This is a genomic window from Aeromicrobium sp. (assembly GCF_049586495.1).
In the GTDB taxonomy this organism is placed as follows: domain Bacteria; phylum Actinomycetota; class Actinomycetes; order Propionibacteriales; family Nocardioidaceae; genus Aeromicrobium.
In genome coordinates this window covers 1-17658 of record NZ_JBAVCB010000064.1, presented here as the reverse complement: position 1 = coordinate 17658, position 17658 = coordinate 1, and the positions used below count along the sequence as shown (strand labels likewise).

The following is a 17658-nucleotide window of genomic DNA, read 5'->3' as shown; positions in this document are numbered from 1 at the left end:
CCCGACCGCCGGCTGGCAGGTCGAAGCGCCGGCCTTCGATCGACTCGGGCTGATTGACGTCGTATCCGTCGACCGCGAGCACCTGGAAAGTCGCACCCGTCACCCAGATCGGGGCGATGCCGTTGTCGGTGTTGATCACGCGCACCCGGACCTTCGTGCCGGGCTCAGCATCGAGCGTGCTCGAGCCCGGCACGCCGTTGAGCGTCGCGGCTCCACTGAAGCGGTGAAGAAGGACCACCTCGTCGCGCACGTCGGGGGTCGGGGTGGCCGGCTCCACGATGAGAGCCCCGAGCAGCCCACCGAGGACCTGCGCGTGGGAGATCTGGTGCGAGTGATACCAGAACGTGCCCGCGTGGTCGGCGATGAACCGATAGGTGAACTTCTCGCCGGGCATGACAGCGTCCTGCGTCACTCCGGCCACTCCGTCCATCGCGTTGGGGGTCTCCACGCCATGCCAGTGGATCGTCGCGCCGTCGGACACGTTGTCGTTCACGAGCGTCACCTCGACCATGTCGCCCTCGATCGCGGTGATCGTGGGCCCGGGTGAGATGCCGTTGATCGCGTACGTGTCGCCGTCCTGGGTGAAGATCAACGTCTCCTGAACATCGGCGGGTCGACTCGGATCGTCGACCAGATCGGCGACGGGAACGCCCCCTTGGTGCTTTCCGTGTGCGGCCGGCCCGCCCCCGTAGTCGTGATAGCCCATCGCCGCCATGTCGTAGGAGTCCGGGAGGAGGCTGCGCTCCCACATCAGGGCGAGCGGCACCACGAGAGCCAGAGTCGCCACGACTCCGGCCACCCGCCGCCATCTGAGGAGATCGCCGAGGCCACCTGACCATGTTGTCGCAGGCCCTCGCACGGAGCCTCCTCGTCAGACCCTGGTGGGTTCGACGGCCGCTGACGCTGTCGACGCCGCCCGGCCCGCGTGGATCGCCGTGCCGAGAATCACCAAGGCGTTGATCCCGTGAAGGGCTCCGAAACCGGCACCGAACTGTCGGGACAGCTCGGGGAACACCAGCACCTGCAGCGCGACGAGGACGACGATGATCGCTGCGTACTTCGTGCCTCCCTGCACCTTGGCGAAGAAGGACGTGATGAGCAGGATCAGCGAGATGAGGGGGATCAGCAGCAGGCCGATGAAGAACATGTGGAAGGCAAAGCCCCACTCAGCGGTGAAATTCATGTCGCAGTCCGTGCACTCCAGAAGTGCCTTGTTGACCACGCCGCCCTCTTGGTCGATCCAGTTGGCGAGCCCGAAGAAGGCCCAGGCGATCAGCCCGGCTTGGGCCAGGACGAGCACGGCGATCGAGTTCGCCAGAAATCTGTAAAACTTCATGGTCCTGCTCCGCTTCTCCGCGGACTCCGGCCCGCAGGCTGAGGTGATGAATCGGATTATCGTGACATCATCCGCGGACCGGAATGGCTCGATCGGGCCATTCGATGCCCCTCAACAGGATCAATGCCCATGGCTGTGAGAACCGCGAAGGTGGAGGGTGGCCGGTGGCTGGATGCCGACCTAGCGGCGAAGAGCGCGGCGCAGATAGGGCGCCGTCACGCTGTCAACCGCGTCGAGCAGATCCGACGGGGTCGCCTCGACGATGATGGTTCCGCCGCGGTCGCCGCCTTCCGGTCCGAGCTCGATGACCCAGTCGGCCGCCGCGATGACCTGCATGTCGTGCTCGACCACGATGACCGTGTCGCCCGCGTCGACGAGGCGGCCGAGGACGCGCACCAGGTCGCGCACATTGACGGGGTGCAGTCCGCCAGTGGGCTCGTCGAGCACGAAGACGGTGTTCTCCCGTCGCGGTCGCTGCAGCTCCGTCGCGAGCTTGATCCGCTGAGCCTCTCCACCGGAGAGCTCAGTCGCCGGCTGCCCGAGCGTCAGGTAGCCGAGTCCCACGTCAAGCAGCGTGCCGAGAGCCCGGCTGATCGATGGGACGTCGTCGAAGAACTCAGCCGCCTCCTGCACCGTCATGGCCAGCACAGCACCCACGTCGCGGCCCCGGTAACGCACCTCGAGCGTCTCGGGGTTGTAGCGGGAGCCGTGACAGGACGGGCACGACGAGTAGCTGGTGGGCAGGAACACGAGCTCGACCGCGATGAATCCCTCACCGTCACAGGTCGGACACCGCCCCGCCTCCACGTTGAACGAGAACCGACCGGCGTTCCAGCCGCGCGCCCGGGCTTCATCGGTGGCCGCAAAGATCCGTCGCACGGCGTCGAACAACCCGGTGTAGGTGGCGAGGTTCGATCTGGGCGACCGTCCGATCGGCCGCTGGTCGATCGCAATGATGCGCTGAGCGGTCCCGGAAACGCCGACGTCGGTCTCCAAGCGTGCGGCGATCGCAGTCAGCAGTGAGGACTTACCGGATCCTGAGACTCCGGTGATGGCCGTCATGACTCCCAGGGGGAGCCCCACGGTGACGTCCTGCACATTGTTCAGCGTCAGGTGCTCGAACGTGCGCGTCGCCCGTGGTTCACGTGCTGAGAGGACGGTCGCGTCGACGCGATCGAACATGAAGTCAGCGGTCAGTGATCCGTCGACCTGTGCCAGGGCCTCCGGAGGCCCGCTGTAGATGATCTCACCGCCGAGGACACCGGCGCTTGGCCCCACGTCGACGACCCAGTCCGCGTTCCGGGCGATCGAGAGGTCGTGCTCCACGACGAACAAGGAATTGCCAGTCGTGACCAGCCCGCGCAGGGCCTCGTACAACGCCTCTGCGTCGGCCGGGTGAAGGCCCGCTGACGGCTCGTCGAGCACGTAGAGCACTCCGTAGAGTCCGGCTCGGACCTGGCCGGCAAGTCGCACACGCTGCAGCTCGCCCGGTGACAGGGCGGTGCTCGATCGATCCATCGACAGGTACCCGAGACCGAGTCCGATGATCGCCTCGACGCGGGCGCCGAAGTCGGTGACGAGCGAACGAGCGGCCGACGACGCGGCCGCGCCGTGCCGGTCAGTACCGCGGGCCTGCACCTCGAGGCCGGAGTCGAGCAACGCGCACACCGTCGACAACGGCATGGCGTTCATCTCGGCGATGTCGACACCGGCAAACGTGACGGCCAGAGCGGTTGGACGCAGGCGTTTGCCGTGACACGTGCGGCATGGGCCCTCGGCGAGATAGGCCTCAAGCTTCTCGCGTTGAGCGGGCGATGGCGTGCGGGCCAGGTTGCGCATCAAATACTTCTCGGCCGAGGACCAGTGCCCGTGGTACTGGCTCGCCTCGCCACCCTTGTTGCCCATCAACAGCATGCGGGGCTCGTCGTCGGTGAACAGGATCCAGTCGCGATCGGCCTGGGCGAGGGTGTTCCACGGCGCGTGGATGTCGATGCCGAGCTTGGTGATCATGCGCCGGGCGTTCTGTCCGACCCAGGCGCGATTGGCCCAGACGCCGATGGCGCCCTCGTCGATCGACAGGTTCGCGTCGGGGACGAGAAGGTTCTCGGTGGTGCTGCGGGCCACCCCGCTGCCGTGGCACGTCGGACACGCGCCGTCGGCCGTGTTGGGGGAGAAGGCAGATGCCGGGAGATGGTCGGCGCCGTCGGGGTACGTGCCGGCGCGACTGTAGAGCAGCCGCAAGACGTCTGAGAGCGAGCTCAGCGTGCCGAGGGTCGATCGCGAGCTGGAGGCGCCGCGTGCCTGCTGCAGGGCGATGGCGGGTGGCAGGCCGTCGATCAGGTCGACCTCCGGGGCACCCACCTGCGACAACAGGCGACGGGCGTACGGCGCGACTGATTCGAAGTAGCGGCGCTGCGACTCAGCGAACAGCGTCCCGAAGGCCAGGGATGACTTGCCTGAGCCGGAGACTCCGGTGAACACGACGAAGCAGTCGCGCGGGAGGTCGACGGCGAGATCGCGGAGGTTGTGTTCCCGCGCGCCTCGCACCCGGATCCAACCCGACGACCTGTCGGGAAGTGCCGTCCCGTGCAGATCGGCAGCAGGTTGGTCAGGCACCTGTTCAACCTACGCGGGCTGCGTGGAGGCGCCAGCCGGCGTGCGGGCGAGATAGATCGTGGCCGTCGACGTGCTCGCGATCAACGGGTTGGGGAAGGTGATGACCTCGGCCCGCGCTTCAGCGAACGACTGGGCCACGACTGCCAGAAACGCCTCGTCCGGCGGGTCGTCGGACCACAGGGCGAACACGCCGCCGGGGTGCAGCCGCTCGACCACGCGGGCCAGACCCTCGGCGGTGTAGAGATCGGCATGGCTCGGGTGCAGATGATGGCTAGGGGTGTGATCGACGTCCAGGACGATCGCGTGCCAGAGCCGTCCGGGCTGATCAGCGTCGAGCTCGCCGTCGGGGCGTAGGGCAGCAAAAAAATCACCCGACACCAGCCGGCACCGATCATCGGTCGCCAGGGTGGTGCCTGCGGGAATCAGGTGCCGTTGGTGCCACTCGATCACCTCGGGAAGTGCATCGATGACCACGAGACGTCGCACGCGCGGATCCTCCAGCACGGCGAGCGCTGTGTAGCCGAGCCCGAGTCCGCCCACCACCACGTCCAGCTCGTCGAAGATCGAATCACTCATGGCCAGCGTGCCCAGTGCCGTCTCCGACGCAGTGAACAGGCTCGACATGAGGAACTCGTCGTTGAGCTTGATCTCGAGCAGGTCCTGCCGGGCGATCGGGTCCCAGCGCTCCCTGAGGATGAGCTCGCCCATCGCAGTGGGCTGGAAGTCGATCTCGCGGAACAAGGCCATCATCGAACCCTACGTGGGTTGGAGGCCGTCGCCGCGCGGCTACGATGTCGACCTCACCCCTCGACACCCAGGATGGTCATGCGCGCGCAGTACCCCGGCACGTGCGGATTGTGCTCCAAGCCGATCGCGCCCGGCGACGACATCGTCGGCGTCGGCGAGTCGAGTCGCTGGATCCATCAGGCCTGCGGCACCCAGGGCACGTTGACCCCGGACGCGGCCCCCGTCGCCGTCCCGATCGCCACGCCGGGCAGCAGGGCGCCGTCTGCGGCCACCGTCGTGTTCACCGACGGGTCGTGCCTGGTGAACCCGGGTGGCCCGGGCGGATGGGCGTGGGCCATCGACACCCAGCACCACGACTCCGGGCCTGACCCGTCAACCACCAACCAGCGCATGGAGATCAGGGCGGCCTTCGAGGCGGTCAAGGCACATCCCGGACCGCTGCACATCGTCAGCGACTCGCAGTACGTCGTCAACTGCTTCGCCCAGAGCTGGTGGCGCGGCTGGCACTCGCGCGGGTGGCTCAACAGCGCCAAGAAGCCCGTGGCCAACCGCGACCTGTGGGAGCCGTTCATCGAGCTGGTGCTCACGCGCGGCGACGTCACCTTCGAGTGGGTCAAGGGCCATGCGGGCCATGACATGAACGAGTTCGTGGATGAGCTCGCCGGCGCCGCCGCCCAGCTCGCTGCCCAGCAGGCCTGATTCGCCAGCTTCTCTAGCGCTTCGCAGGCATCCGGACGATCTGCGACGGAATAGGTGGGCGCCTGCGCGCCTTGTCATGGGTATGACCGTCAACGCAACAGCATCTGGCACATTCACCCTCGGCGGCGACCTCCCCGTCGTTCGACTTGGGTATGGCGCCATGCAGATCACCGGCCCCGGCGTGTGGGGAGAACCCCAGGATCGTGACGAGGCGATCGCTGTGCTGCGTCGAGCCGTCGACCTCGGCGTCACCTTCATCGACACCGCTGACTCCTACGGGCCGAACGTGTCCGAGGAGATCATCCGCGAGGCGCTGCACCCCTACGATCACGGCATCGTGGTGGCGACCAAGGCGGGTCTCACCCGTACTGGTCCCGGCAAGTGGGTCCCTGTCGGCCGCCCGGCGTATCTCAAGCAGCAGGTCGAGCTGAGCCTGCGCAAGCTGGGTACCGACCGGATCGATCTGATCCAGCTGCACCGCATCGACCGTGAGGTTCCGGTGGCCGACCAGATCGGCGCGTTCAAGGAGCTGCAGGACGAAGGCAAGGTGCGTCACATCGGCTTGTCAGAGGTCACTGTCGACCAGCTGAAGCAGGCGCAGGAGACTGCCGAGATCGTCTCGGTGCAGAACATGTTCAACCTCGCCAGTCGGGACGCCGAGCCCTTGCTCGACCACTGCACGACCGAGGGGATCGGCTTCATCCCGTGGTTCCCGCTCGCCACCGGCGAGCTGTCGAAGGATGGCAGCGCTCTGAGCGATCTCGCCGAGCAGCACGACGCCACGCCGTCACAACTCGCTCTCGCGTGGTTGCTGCACCGCTCGCCGGTGATGCTGCCGATCCCGGGCACGTCCAGCGTCGCGCACCTCGAGGACAACCTCGGTGCTGCCGCCATCGAGCTGTCGGAAGCCGAGCAGCAGGCGCTCGCCGACGCAGCGTGGTCCATGCCGGGATGATCCAATGAGGGGGTGAGTGACTTTCACCCTCTCCGCGACCTGCCCATCGAGCGCCTCCGCGAGCGCACCAGTGTCAAGTGGGGCTGGTACGGGTCGGACGTTCTGCCACTCTGGGTTGCCGAGATGGACGCGCACCCGATCCCGGCGGTGGTCGAGGCAGTTGACCAGGCGATGCGGTCGGGCAACTCGGGCTACCCCACCAGCGTGCGCGAGTACGCCGAGTCATTTGCCTGCTTCGCTGCGGACCGGTGGACGTGGACGGTCCCGGTCGATCAGGCCGCCATGGTGGCCGATGTGATGACGGGGGTCAGCGAGGCCATCGCTCTGGTCAGCGAGCCCGGCGACACCGTGATCGTGAATCCGCCGGTCTACCCGCCGTTCTTCGGATTCATCGAGCACATCGGGCGACTGGCGCTGCAGGCCCCGCTCGGTGCGGACGGTCGGCTCGATCTGGCAGCAGTCGAGGACGCCTATCGGGCCGCAGGCCGCGGAGCAGTCCATCTCTTGAGCAACCCGCACAACCCCACGTCAGTCGTCCACACCCGCAAGGAGCTGGCCGACGTCGCTGCACTGGCGCACGAGCACGGCATCACCGTGGTGGTGGACGAGATCCATGCACCACTGGTGGAGTCCGGGTTCGTGCCGTACCTGACCCTCGACGGAACTGATGACGCCATCGTGGTCTCGTCGGCTTCCAAGGGATTCAATCTGGCCGGGCTCAAGGCAGCGATCATGGTCGGTGGGCAGGAATCGCGGTTGCCGCACCTGCACGAGATGGTCAGCCACGGGCCGAGCCACGTCGCGATGATCGCTCACGTCGCCGCGTTCAGTCAGGGCAGCACGTGGCTGGACGGGCTGCACGCTGACCTCGCCGAAAATCGTCAGCAGCTTGCCGATGGTGTGGAGAAGATCCCAGGAGTCCTGTGGAATCAAGAATCTGGGACTTATCTGGCGTGGTTGGACCTTCGTGCGCTCGGCGTGGGCGACGACCCGGCTGCTGCGATCCTCGAACAGTCTGGTGTGGCGCTGAACTCCGGCCTTCCCTTTGGTGCGGGCGGCGCTGGACACGCCCGACTCAACTACGCCACGACTCCGGAGATCCTCGCTGAGGCTTTGGGCCGGCTGTCCTCTCTGGCTTGACCACGTCGTCCCAAGCCATGGCATCTACCGGACCGAACGGACCAGCAGGTGCGCGGTGCGGTCAGCTGGCGGCCTCTTCGGGGGTCGGTGCCGATCCGCCGAGTCGAGCGGGGACCCACGGTTCGCCATGTGGATGCGGACCATACGCGTCTTGCACCTCGTGCAAGAGCCTCGTCATGGCAGCCGCGAGAATCTGTGTCATCTCGTCGACCGATCCGATCGGCTGGATCGGGTCGCCCACCGCCACCATGACGGGCGTCTTGGTGCGCCCCAGATGCTTGGCAGCGCCTTTGGGCGCGATGCGCTGCGATCCCCAGACGATCGACGGGATGATCGGCACGCCAGCCTCCAGTGCCATGCGCGCGGCACCACTCTTGAGCTCCTTGATCTCCAGGCTCAGGCTGATCGTGGCCTCGGGATAGACCGCCACGATCTCGCCGGCCCTGAGCTGTTCAACTGCGGCCAGGTAGGCGTCGCCCCCGGCCGCTCGGTCAACGGGGATCACGCCACATCCCTTCATCAGGAAGCGGAGGATCGGATTGTTCGCGAGCTCGGCCTTGGCCAGGATGCGCAGCTGGCGCTTGTCGACCGTGTACGCCGACAAACCGATGTAGCCGAAATCGACATAGCTGGTGTGATTGACGGCGAGCACCGCGCCACCGGTTCTGGGGAGTCGAGACGACCCGATTCGGCTGGGCCGGTGACCGGCGAACAGATTGAACAGCCGGAACATGGTGATCATGAACAGATAGGACATGTCTAGTCCTTCACAGCTGGTCGAGCACGGTCAGTGTCCTGCTCCATGCCGGTGAAGCGGGGTCGATCACGACGAAGTGGTCGCCGTCGACCACCGTCACGGTGGCGTCGGCACCCGCCGCCGTTGCGGCGCTGACGTAGCTGTCGGACTGGGTGGGCGGGACGTTGGAGTCGTCGCGACCGTGGATGCATCGCACCGGCACCGTCAGGGGGATGTTGGCCAATGGGTCGGCATCGCGGTATCGATCCTTCAGCTCGTCGGTGTCCGGCAGCCCACCCATCAACGACGCCACCGCTCCGCCGCCGAGGTTGTCTTCGATGGCCAGCGCAAAATCCAGCACGCCAGCCTGCGAGACCGCAGCGGTGACCGGCACGATCGGCTGATTCCACGCCGGATTGGACAGCACGGCTCGACCCGCAGCCCACACGGCGAGGTGCCCGCCGGCTGAGTGGCCGAGCGTGATGACCGTCGAGGTGTCGAGGCCGTCGACGTCGGCCAACGCGTCCAGACCGGCTGCCACGTCGTCGAAGGTGACGGGCCAGCCACCGCCGTTGCCGACGGTGCGGTACTCCAGGTTGATCGCCGTCCACCCTGCCGAGGCCAGCGAGGACGCGAGCGGCCGGCCCAGCGACAGGTCGAACTTCGACCGCCAGAAACCGCCGTGAATCACCACCACGACGCCCTTGGAGAGACCAGGCGGGCGACTGAGCTCGAAGAACTGCGCGGGATCGTCGCCATACGAAACTGTGGTCACGTCACTGCCTTTCGGTGCACCGGTGGGGGTACACGCTGCCAGAGCGAACGCCGCGGCGAGCGCCATCAGAGTGCGCCGCCCGATCACACGATCTGGGGGTTCACCGACGTGGTCCACCGCACCACACAACCGCACCGCGCCGCCCGCCGCCATCGGAACCAGCGTCTCTCTCGGTAGAATCGGAGTCCGACGAGTCCATGGGAGGGGTTGTTCCATGGATTCCTACGACCTCGATCTGTACCTCCTGGTCGGTGCGTCGGTGCTGATCCTGGCCATCCTCGCGGTACGAATTTCGGTCACGGCCGGCTTGCCGTCACTGATGATGTACCTCGCTCTCGGTTTGTTGATCGGCAGCTCAGGTCTGGGTATTGAGTTTGGCGACGCCGACCTGGCACTCGCTCTGGGGTTCGGGGCGTTGGCGCTGATCCTCGCCGAGGGCGGCCTGTCGACGAAGTGGGAGCACGTGCGCCCCTCCATCGGGCTGGGTCTCCTGCTGGCCACTCTCGGTTCAGCAGTCAGCGTGCTGGTGGTGTCTCTGGGTGCGCACTACCTGCTCGATCTGGACTGGCAGCTCGCCATCCTCATCGCGGCCGTCCTGACGCCCACTGACGCGGCTGCGGTCTTTTCGGTGCTGCGCGCCGTGCCGCTGAAGCACCGGGTGTCGGGTGCGTTGGAGGCCGAATCGGGATTGAACGACGCTCCGATCGTCGTGCTGGTGACGGCGATCAGTCTCGGTGAGATCGCCGATGGCGGGGTGTGGAAGTTCTCCGGGCTCATCGTGTTCGAGGTGATCGCCGGCGCGATCATCGGCTTCGGGATCGGATGGCTCGCGGCACAGCTGCTGCGCCGCGTGGCATTGTCCGCGTCAGGCTTGTACCCCCTCGTGGTGCTCGGGTTCACGCTGCTGGCATACGGCGCCGCCGCCAGCCTGCACGCCAGTGGCTTCGCCGCCGTCTACATCGCAGCGCTCGTGCTCGGCAACACCGAGCTGCCCCACCGCATGGCCACGCGGTCCTTCGTCGAGGGTGTCGGCTGGCTGGCGCAGATCGGGGTGTTCGTCATGCTGGGCCTGCTCGCCAACCCGGACGAGCTGCAGTGGTGGCACGTCTGGACAGGGCTGGCGGTGGGGGGGATGCTCACCTTCGTCGCTCGTCCGTTGTCAGTAGGAATCAGTGCCGTGTGGTTTCGACGCAGCATGCGCGAGCAGCTGTTCATCGGATGGGCGGGACTGCGCGGCGCCGTTCCGATCGTCCTGTCGACGATTCCGCTGGCGGCCGACGTGGAGGGCTCTCGCGACCTGTTCAACATCGTGTTCGTCGCCGTGGTGATCTACACCCTCGTGCAGGCGGCTCCTCTGGCTCGGCTCGCCTCGTGGTGCGGGGTGCTGTCTGACGACATCCGCGACGTCGACGTCGAGGCGGCACCGCTCGAGCGCATCTCTGCGGACCTGTTGCAGATCCGCATCCCGAGCGGCTCAAAGCTGATCGGGGTCGAGATCGACGAGCTGCGACTGCCACCGGGCGCATCGGTCTCGCTGGTCGTCCGCGACGGCAGCACCTTCGTGCCCCACCGCACGACGCGTCTCGCGGTGCACGACGAGCTGCTGGTCGTGGCAACCCGACAGGTCCGTGAGTCCACGGAGATGCGACTGCGGGCCGTCGGCCGCTATGGCCGGTTGGCCGGTTGGGGCCAACGCGAGGACCCGGTCAGCTGATCGGGAGGATCGGCAGGCACACGTCGATGCGTCGATCCGAGACGGCCTTGGCCGTCTCGCCCTTCTTGCTCAACCCCTTGGTCGCGTAGTTGCTACCGACGAGCACGCTCACTCCGTCGGGGTCGAGGGTGGGTGGCGGATCCTGGATGGTCACCTTGCCGCCGAACTGGGCTTCCACCACGGCGACCCGTGGGTCGGACTCGTCAGAGGCCAGGATCACGATGTTGTTGGTCTCGATTTCGGTCGGGTTGTTCGCCACGGTCCCGGTGAGGAATCCGCGACGCTGCAGCAGGACCGACACCCGGTTGGCGAGCCCGGCGGTGCGTGACGCGTTGTAGACGTTGACCGTGACCAGGTTCGGCGTGACGTCCTCACCGGTCTCGATGGTGCGCGGGGCGCAGGTGGGCGCTGCGGCAGCAGTGTCAGCGCTTGACGTGAGCAGGTTGAAGCCGACGACGCCGCCGGTGATGAACACGAGCACCGCCACCAGCATCAGCACGAGTCCTGATGGCTTCATGCGGTGCGTCCGATCGAATGCACCCGGGCGTGCAGCATGTTGCGCTGCTGCAGAGCCGCGCGCAACGCGCGGTGGAGTCCGTCCTCGAGGAACAGCTCACCCTTCCAGCTGACGACGTGCGCGAACAGGTCACCGAAGTAGGTGGAGTCCTCGTCGAGAAGGTGCGCGAGGTCGAGCTGGGTCTTGGTGGTGGTGAGGTCGTCGAGCCGCACCTGGGACGGTGAGATCTCGGCCCATCCGCTCTGCGCGAGACCGTGATCGGGGTAGGGACGCCCCTCATGCACCCGCCGGAAGATCACGGCTTCAGTGTAGACAGCCGTCGTGGTCGACGCCGGTAGCCTGCTGCCCTGACGGCCGATGACGACGCCCCGGGCAGCAGCGGCAGCAGCTTCACCAGGCGGTCGATGAAGCATCTCGCATCGTACCTCGGCCCGCGAACTCGCCATGCGGGTGTTCGGCCGCCGGTACCTGGGCGCGGTTTGAAGATGCGAAATCGGGGAACATGCCTGACAACACCCCTGATCGCCGCCCGGTGTACGGCTCGGCGGCTACACCGCCAGGAGCAGCCATGCCTCAGCCGCCGGTTCAGGTGGGTTCTGGTTGGTCGTCGCTGGCGCTCTCCTCGCGCTTGCGGCGCGGAGCCATCGAGCTGTTTTTCCTCGCCGCCCTCTATCTGGGCTACAGCGCCTCGCGGCTGCTCGCCTCCGAAGACTTCGCGCCCGCGCGTGGGCACGCGCTCGACCTGCGTGCGTTTGAGGCGGTCTGGCGCATCGACCCGGAGCGGTGGCTGAACAGCCAGTTCGTGCAGCACGACTGGCTCGGGTTGATCGGCAGCTACTGGTACGCGACCACGCACTACGCCGTCACGATCGTCGTGCTGATCTGGTTGTACCGACGCAGCGCCAGCCAGTACGTCACGGCGCGTCGTGCCCTCGTGCTGGCCACGCTTGTCGGGCTCCTCTTCTATCTGACATTTCCGACCGCACCACCGCGCCTCGTGGGTGGCTATGTCGACGTGCTGAGCCTGCACGCGCCCAGCGGATGGTGGGGCGCTGACGCTTCGGCGCCCAAGGGTCTGGGGGGACTCACCAACGAGCTGGCGGCCTTCCCGTCGATGCACGCCGGCTGGGCCCTGTGGGTGGCGCTGGTCTTCGTTCGCGCCGGTCTGCCGCGGCTCGTGCAGGGACTAGGGCTGCTGTACGCGGCGATCATGACGATTGACATCGTGGGCACCGGCAACCACTGGCTGGTCGACGCCTTCGCTGGCTGGGCGATCGTCCTCGCAGCCTTCGGCGCCGTCAGCATCTGGGAACGCCGCAGTCCGGTCGTCGCGCACGAGGAGATCATGCTGGCCCCGTACCCGATCCGACCGGCCGGTGGTATCCATGAGGCATGACACCAGTGCAGGACGGGTACGCCGTGCGGTTCGAGTGGGGCGTGACCGGCGGAGCAGCGATCGCCGCTGACGCGGACTGCGCGCTCGTGGTCGACATCCTGTCCTTCACCACGACGGTCGGTGTCGCGGTCGAGCACGGCACCGCCGTGATCCCGTACCCCAGCCTGGGTGAGGCGGCTGAAACCGTGGCCGCCGAGCACGGCGCCAGCCTGGCGGGACCTCGAGGTCTGGGTCTCAGCCTGTCGCCCATGAGCCTGCGCGAAGCTGATCCGGCGCCGGCTCGTCTCGTGCTCCCCTCACCCAACGGAGCGACGGTCGCCACGGCCCTCGCGGGGACGACCACGGTGGCGGCGGCATCCGTCCGTAACGCCCGAGCGGTCGCGTCCTGGGCGTCCGGGCACGGCTTGACCATCGCCGTCGTCGCGGCTGGCGAACGGTGGCCTGATGGCACGTTGCGTCCGTGCATCGAGGATCTGTGGGGCGCCGGCGCCGTGCTCGCCGCACTGGAGGACCTTGATCTCGATCTGTCGCCCGAAGCGGCCGCTGCTGCTGATGCTTATCGGGTCGTCGCTGGTCGTCTTGGTGGTCACCTGGCTGCCTGCACCAGCGGTGCCGAGCTGGTTCGGCAAGGCTTCGAGGCCGACGTCTCCATTGCCGCCGAGTCCAACACCTCTGGCGTCGTGCCAGTCCTTGGACCCGACGGATTCGTCGCCGCGACGCTCTGAATCTGCCCGGATTCCGCATCAGACGGCCCGGCGCGGTATCGTGGTACAGAACCGGTTGCCGTCGTGCCGCTCCTCGGGCGGGTTCTGACACGGTCACCGGACGTGCATCCACCGCAGCGTGGCGGGTGCACTCCCCATCACGACGCGGCCTGCGGGTCGCATCGCAGAGTCCTCGACGGTCGTGCCTCACCGGTCACCGTCGCGGGGCATCGGTACACGTGAGAACCAGTGGAGGACATCAGTGGCCCAACAAGGCCGACGCCAGTCCGGTGGCGCGCGCACGTCCGGCTCCCGTCAATCGGGTCATCGCCAGGGCGGGAATCGTCGAGGGTCTCGTCCTGTCGACAACGAGGGCATCATGCCCGTGCTGGCGCGCGCCGTGCGCGACGTCGAGTCGCGGGCCCAGCGCGGAGCGTTGAACCACGACCAGCGCATGCGCTTCCAGGTCATCGGTCTGATGGTGCGCGAGGAGCGCAACCGGGTCAAGGCCGACACCGCGATGAGCGAAGCAGTTCGTGCCGAGCAGCTCAAGCGGCTCGACGGTGTGGCCACCATCCTGGCCAAGACCGCCACCCGCGATCCTTCCCTGTTCACCCTGCTGGGCGAGGACGTCGTGCTGTCCGACGAGGCCCGGGCGCTTCGTCGCGAAATGCTGGCCGCCGCCGGTCTCGGACAGTCCCCGACTGAGGCCGTCGCTGACGAGACCTTCTCCGACGCGCCCGCTCCGATCGAGAAGCGCGTCGTGCCGCAGTCGGTGATCTCCCGGCAGCTGTCCAATCCGTTCCTGGCTCCCGACTTCAGCAGTGCAGCCCCGCGCGAGCCGCAGTACGGGCGGCTGTCCACGTGGGAGCTTCTCGGACCGCTGTTCACGTCGTTCGAGAAGGCGTCCGACGGCGCCCCGTCGTGCATGAAGCTGCCCGATCCGAACGGACTGATGACCCCGTCGGGACGCGAACTGATGAAGCACCAGGCGCAGCTGGTCGAGGCGGCGGCTGACGGTCATCGCACGTTCCTGCTCGCCGATGAGCCCGGACTGGGGAAAACCGCCCAGGCGCTGCTTGCCGCGCACGCCGCCGATGCCTACCCGCTGCTGGTCGTCGCGCCCAACGTGGTGAAGGCCAACTGGGCCCATGAGGTCGAGCTCTGGACCCCGGGGCGCAAGGCGACGGTCATCCACGGCGACGGTCACACGCTCGACGCCTTCGCCGACATCGTGATCATCAACTACGAAGTGCTCGACCGACACGTGGACTGGCTTGGCGAAATGGGCTTTCGCGGCATGGTGGTCGACGAGGCGCACTTCATCAAGAACAAGTCGTCACAGCGTTCACAGCAGGTGCTTCAGCTGGCCGACCGGGTGCGTGCTCGCATCGGGCGCCCGCTGCTGATGGCCCTCACCGGCACCCCGCTGATCAACGACATCGAGGACTTCCGGACCATCTGGCAGTTCCTCGGCTGGATCGACGACAAGAAGCCACGCGCCGAGCTGATGGGCGCGCTGGAGCAGACCGGCCTCACGCCGCTCGATCACGGTTTCTACTCCGCAGCCCGCCAGTGCGTCATCGACCGCGGCATCGTGCGTCGTCGCAAGGTCGACGTCGCGGCGGACATCCCGGCCCGCCGCATCGCCGACCTCCCGGTCGATCTCGACGACGAGATCGGGCGGTCGATCCAACAGGCCGAGCGCGACCTCGTCGCGCGGATGCTGCGTCGCTACGCCTCGGCTGCCGAGGCCCGCTCGTCTGGTCCGTCCGAGGGCATCGACGCTGAACTCGTGCGCCGAGTGGCCACGTGGGAGCGCGAGGACACAGCTGGCTCCAAGGACGAGGAGAACGTCTTCACCATGATGCGTCGCATCGGTCAGGCGAAGGCCGGTCTTGCCGCGGACTACACCGCCCAGCTGGCGCGCAGCGTCGGCAAGGTGGTCTTCTTCGCCAAGCACATCGACGTCATGGATACCGCCGAGGCGGCGTTCAAGCAGCGCGGCATCGGCTACACCTCGATCCGTGGCGACCAGAGCAAGACCGCCCGCGAACAGGCCATCGACCGGTTCTGGAACGACCCCGACGTCAAGGTCATCGTCTGCTCGGTCACTGCCGCTGGCGTGGGCATCAACCTGCAGGTCGCGTCCGATGTCGTGCTGGCCGAGCTGTCCTGGACCGACGCCGAGCAGACCCAGGCCATCGATCGTGTGCACCGCATCGGCCAGGACAAGCCCGTCACGGCCTGGCGCATCATCGCCGCGCAGACCATCGACGGTCGCATCGCCGAGCTGATCGACAGCAAGGCTGGCCTTGCCGCTCGTGCGCTTGACGGTTCGGACGAGGAGATCGGCTCCTCGGTCGACGTGCAGCTCGAGGCGCTGGTCACGCTGCTGACCGACGCCCTCGTCGAGCGCGCCGCCTGAGGGCGCGATCCCAGCGAGTGGTCAGGCGGCCGAGGTGACCGCAGGCTGGGCCGCGGGCACCGGCGCAAGCGTGGCGTCCAGATCGGTGCGCAGCGTCAGCAGCGAGTCGAGCAGGTAGTTCTGCACGACCTGCCACGGGCGACGGTGGCCCTGCTTGGGGAAGCTGTCGATCGAGCGCTGCACGTAGCCGGCGGCCAGGTCGAGCAGGGGCTGGGCCTCCAGGTCGCCCTCGGCGGCCGGGGCGACGGCGGTGTGCCCCCGCCGGTCCATCCAGCCCAGGACCTTGACCACGAGGCGGTGCGTCAGATCGGCCCGCAGCGTCCACGAGGCGTTGGTGTAGCCGATGCAGACCGCGAAGTTCGGTACGCCGGTCATCATGGCGCCGTTCCACACGTACTGCTCGGACAAATCGACCCTCTCACCGTCGACGTGCGGCTCGATGCCACCGAACGCCAACAGCTTCAAGCCCGTCGCCGTGACGATGACGTCGGCCTCCAGCACCTCGCCGCTGGCGAGCAAGATGCCCTCGGGCACGAACCGGTCGATGTGGTCGGTGACCACCTCGGCGCCACCGCTCGTGATGGCCTTGAACAGGTCGCCGCCCGGCACGGCGCACAACCGCTGGTCCCACGGGTCGTACGGGGGCGTGAAGTGGTCCGCCGCCTGCTGCTCGCCCACGAACTTGGCGACGTTGCCGGCCAGCAGCTTGCTCGCGGTGCCCGGGAAGCGCTGGCAGAACTGGTACGTCGTCATCATGAAGCCGATGTTCTTGGCGCGGATGGCCTTGTCGGCGAGCCCGTCGGGCAGCACGGCCTTGAGCCGGGCCGCGTTCTTGTCGATCGTCGGCACCGAGCTGATCCAGGTCGGTGTGCGCTGCAGCATCGTCACGTGGGCGGCTGGGCGTTCACCTTCGAGCAGGGACGGCACGAGCGTCACGGCGGTGGCCCCCGATCCGATGACCACCACCTTCTTGTTGCCGTGGTCGAGGTCCTCGGGCCAGAACTGCGGATGCACGACCTGGCCGGTGAAGTCCGCGGCGCCGGCGAATTCAGGGTCGTGCGGCTGGTCGTAGTCGTAGTAGCCGGCGCACGAGTACAAGAACGCCGCCGTCATGGCGCGCTGCTGGCCGGTGGCGGTGTCCTCGATCGTCAGGTCCCACAGGGAGCGGACGGTGTCGAAGTCTGCGCGCACCACCCGGCTGGAGTACTGGATCAGCTGGTCGACGCCGGTCTCGGCTGCGGTGTCGTGGATGTACTGCAGGATCGACTCGCCGTCGGCGAGGGTCTTCTCGCCGGTCCAGGGCCGGAATGCGTAGCCCAGCGTGTACATGTCGGAATCCGACCGCACGCCCGGGTAACGGAACAGGTCCCAGGTTCCGCCCATGCGCTCGCGCGACTCCAGGATCGCGACCTCGCGCTCGGGGTGCTCGGTCCGGATCCGGTGTGCGGCGCCGATGCCGGACAGGCCGGCTCCGACGATCGCGACGTCGACGTAGGAGGGCTGGGTGTGCAGGCTCATACCTTGAGTATGGGTGCCGCAAGGGCGCGAATGCTTGACTTGGAACGACACAAGTTTGACTCTGGACGACATGGCGTTGATTCGAGCGGCCGGCATCCGCGGCTTTGCCGGGCTGGTCACCGACCACGGCGGCGACCCCGAGCAGATCGCTCGGCGCTGCGGGTTGCCGGTCGAGGCCCTGCACGACGACGAGCTGCTGGTCGACGATGCCGCGCTCGGCAGCGTGCTGGAGCTGGCGGCGACCGAGCTTGGGCTGCCGGACCTCGGGCTGCTGCTGGCCGAGCGCCAGGACCTGTCGATGCTCGGAGCGCTGTCGGTGGCGATCCAGAACTCGCCGACCCTCGGCGACGCCATGGAGTGCACCTCGCGCTACCTGT

At 67.4% G+C, this 17658-nt stretch carries 17 protein-coding genes; 8 read left to right on the top strand and 9 right to left on the bottom strand.

The genetic code is table 11. The annotated features are described in order from the left end of the window. The 4 genes from WB508_RS03800 to WB508_RS03785 form a co-directional block, all read right to left on the bottom strand. Positions 1-799 (bottom strand): multicopper oxidase family protein (locus WB508_RS03800; RefSeq protein WP_423843552.1); only part of this gene is annotated, 799 nt, incomplete at its 3' end. Between the two features lie 72 nt (positions 800-871). Next, complete coding sequence (locus WB508_RS03795) at positions 872-1336, bottom strand: hypothetical protein (RefSeq protein WP_423843550.1); 465 nt, start codon at positions 1334-1336, stop codon at positions 872-874. Positions 1337-1516: 180 nt separating this feature from the next. Beyond that, on the bottom strand, positions 1517-3952 hold the full coding sequence (locus tag WB508_RS03790) for an ABC transporter (RefSeq protein ID WP_423843549.1): 2436 nt from the start codon (positions 3950-3952) through the stop codon (positions 1517-1519). Between the two features lie 9 nt (positions 3953-3961). Beyond that, entirely contained in the window at positions 3962-4699 is a 738-nt protein-coding gene (locus tag WB508_RS03785) for a spermidine synthase (protein WP_423843548.1), read from the bottom strand. A gap of 78 nt (positions 4700-4777) precedes the next feature. On the opposite strand from WB508_RS03785, the gene WB508_RS03780 reads away from it, so the two are divergent. The 3 genes from WB508_RS03780 (at position 4778) to WB508_RS03770 (ending at position 7493) form a co-directional block, all read left to right on the top strand. Continuing rightward, on the top strand, positions 4778-5398 hold the full coding sequence (locus WB508_RS03780) for a ribonuclease H family protein (RefSeq protein ID WP_423843547.1): 621 nt from the start codon (positions 4778-4780) through the stop codon (positions 5396-5398). Between the two features lie 82 nt (positions 5399-5480). Then, positions 5481-6353, top strand: coding sequence for an aldo/keto reductase (locus WB508_RS03775; RefSeq protein WP_423843546.1), 873 nt, complete (start codon positions 5481-5483; stop codon positions 6351-6353). A gap of 12 nt (positions 6354-6365) precedes the next feature. Further along, positions 6366-7493, top strand: coding sequence for a MalY/PatB family protein (locus tag WB508_RS03770; RefSeq protein ID WP_423843545.1), 1128 nt, complete (start codon positions 6366-6368; stop codon positions 7491-7493). A 61-nt stretch (positions 7494-7554) separates the two neighbouring features. Here the strand turns inward: WB508_RS03770 and WB508_RS03765 are convergent, their stop codons facing one another. Together WB508_RS03765 and WB508_RS03760 are read right to left on the bottom strand one after the other, a co-directional pair. Next, the gene (locus tag WB508_RS03765; RefSeq protein WP_423843544.1) at positions 7555-8250 is read right to left on the bottom strand and encodes a lysophospholipid acyltransferase family protein; all 696 of its coding nucleotides are present in this window, start codon (positions 8248-8250) and stop codon (positions 7555-7557) included. Positions 8251-8260: 10 nt separating this feature from the next. After that, entirely contained in the window at positions 8261-9004 is a 744-nt protein-coding gene (locus WB508_RS03760; RefSeq protein ID WP_423843543.1) for an alpha/beta hydrolase family protein, read from the bottom strand. 214 nt (positions 9005-9218) lie between these two features. Between WB508_RS03760 and WB508_RS03755 the strand changes: the two genes are divergently transcribed. After that, complete coding sequence (locus WB508_RS03755; protein ID WP_423843542.1) at positions 9219-10718, top strand: potassium/proton antiporter; 1500 nt, start codon at positions 9219-9221, stop codon at positions 10716-10718. On the opposite strand, the gene WB508_RS03750 is transcribed toward WB508_RS03755, so the two are convergent. Together WB508_RS03750 and WB508_RS03745 are read right to left on the bottom strand one after the other, a co-directional pair. After that, positions 10711-11235, bottom strand: coding sequence for a LytR C-terminal domain-containing protein (locus WB508_RS03750; RefSeq protein ID WP_423843541.1), 525 nt, complete (start codon positions 11233-11235; stop codon positions 10711-10713). The two genes, WB508_RS03755 and WB508_RS03750, sit on opposite strands and share 8 nt — an antisense overlap. Beyond that, positions 11232-11534, bottom strand: coding sequence for a type II toxin-antitoxin system VapB family antitoxin (locus WB508_RS03745; RefSeq protein ID WP_423843540.1), 303 nt, complete (start codon positions 11532-11534; stop codon positions 11232-11234). Before WB508_RS03745 ends, WB508_RS03750 begins: the two co-directional genes overlap by 4 nt. Before the next feature lie 269 nt (positions 11535-11803). On the opposite strand from WB508_RS03745, the gene WB508_RS03740 reads away from it, so the two are divergent. From WB508_RS03740 to WB508_RS03730, 3 genes are all read left to right on the top strand, one after another. Beyond that, complete coding sequence (locus tag WB508_RS03740; RefSeq protein ID WP_423843539.1) at positions 11804-12631, top strand: phosphatase PAP2 family protein; 828 nt, start codon at positions 11804-11806, stop codon at positions 12629-12631. Further along, positions 12628-13356: a 2-phosphosulfolactate phosphatase gene (locus WB508_RS03735; RefSeq protein WP_423843538.1), complete on the top strand. Its 729-nt coding sequence runs from the start codon at positions 12628-12630 to the stop codon at positions 13354-13356. The genes WB508_RS03740 and WB508_RS03735 overlap by 4 nt, the downstream gene beginning before the upstream one ends. 358 nt (positions 13357-13714) lie before the next feature. Beyond that, entirely contained in the window at positions 13715-15763 is a 2049-nt protein-coding gene (locus WB508_RS03730; RefSeq protein ID WP_423843537.1) for a DEAD/DEAH box helicase, read from the top strand. 21 nt (positions 15764-15784) lie between these two features. Here WB508_RS03730 and WB508_RS03725 read toward each other — a convergent pair whose 3' ends face one another. Then, positions 15785-17281 (bottom strand): flavin-containing monooxygenase, encoded by a 1497-nt coding sequence (locus tag WB508_RS03725; RefSeq protein ID WP_423843536.1) that lies wholly within the window; start codon positions 17279-17281, stop codon positions 15785-15787. Between the two features lie 70 nt (positions 17282-17351). Here WB508_RS03725 and WB508_RS03720 point away from each other — a divergent pair. Beyond that, positions 17352-17658, top strand: a 307-nt coding sequence (locus WB508_RS03720; protein WP_423843535.1) for an AraC family transcriptional regulator ligand-binding domain-containing protein, incomplete at its 3' end; no start/stop codon positions are given.

What these genes read in the sequence shown, in the direction of transcription:
- WB508_RS03795 (WP_423843550.1), bottom strand. Translation starts at nt 1,336, where the DNA reads ATGAAGTTTTACAGATTTCTGGCGAACTCGATCGCCGTGCTCGTCCTG.
- WB508_RS03785 (WP_423843548.1), bottom strand. Translation starts at nt 4,699, where the DNA reads ATGGCCTTGTTCCGCGAGATCGACTTCCAGCCCACTGCGATGGGCGAG.
- WB508_RS03780 (WP_423843547.1), top strand. Translation starts at nt 4,778, where the DNA reads ATGCGCGCGCAGTACCCCGGCACGTGCGGATTGTGCTCCAAGCCGATC.
- WB508_RS03775 (WP_423843546.1), top strand. Translation starts at nt 5,481, where the DNA reads ATGACCGTCAACGCAACAGCATCTGGCACATTCACCCTCGGCGGCGAC.
- WB508_RS03765 (WP_423843544.1), bottom strand. Translation starts at nt 8,250, where the DNA reads ATGTCCTATCTGTTCATGATCACCATGTTCCGGCTGTTCAATCTGTTC.
- WB508_RS03755 (WP_423843542.1), top strand. Translation starts at nt 9,219, where the DNA reads ATGGATTCCTACGACCTCGATCTGTACCTCCTGGTCGGTGCGTCGGTG.
- WB508_RS03750 (WP_423843541.1), bottom strand. Translation starts at nt 11,235, where the DNA reads ATGAAGCCATCAGGACTCGTGCTGATGCTGGTGGCGGTGCTCGTGTTC.
- WB508_RS03740 (WP_423843539.1), top strand. Translation starts at nt 11,804, where the DNA reads ATGCCTCAGCCGCCGGTTCAGGTGGGTTCTGGTTGGTCGTCGCTGGCG.
- WB508_RS03735 (WP_423843538.1), top strand. Translation starts at nt 12,628, where the DNA reads ATGACACCAGTGCAGGACGGGTACGCCGTGCGGTTCGAGTGGGGCGTG.
- WB508_RS03730 (WP_423843537.1), top strand. Translation starts at nt 13,715, where the DNA reads ATGCCCGTGCTGGCGCGCGCCGTGCGCGACGTCGAGTCGCGGGCCCAG.
- WB508_RS03725 (WP_423843536.1), bottom strand. Translation starts at nt 17,281, where the DNA reads ATGAGCCTGCACACCCAGCCCTCCTACGTCGACGTCGCGATCGTCGGA.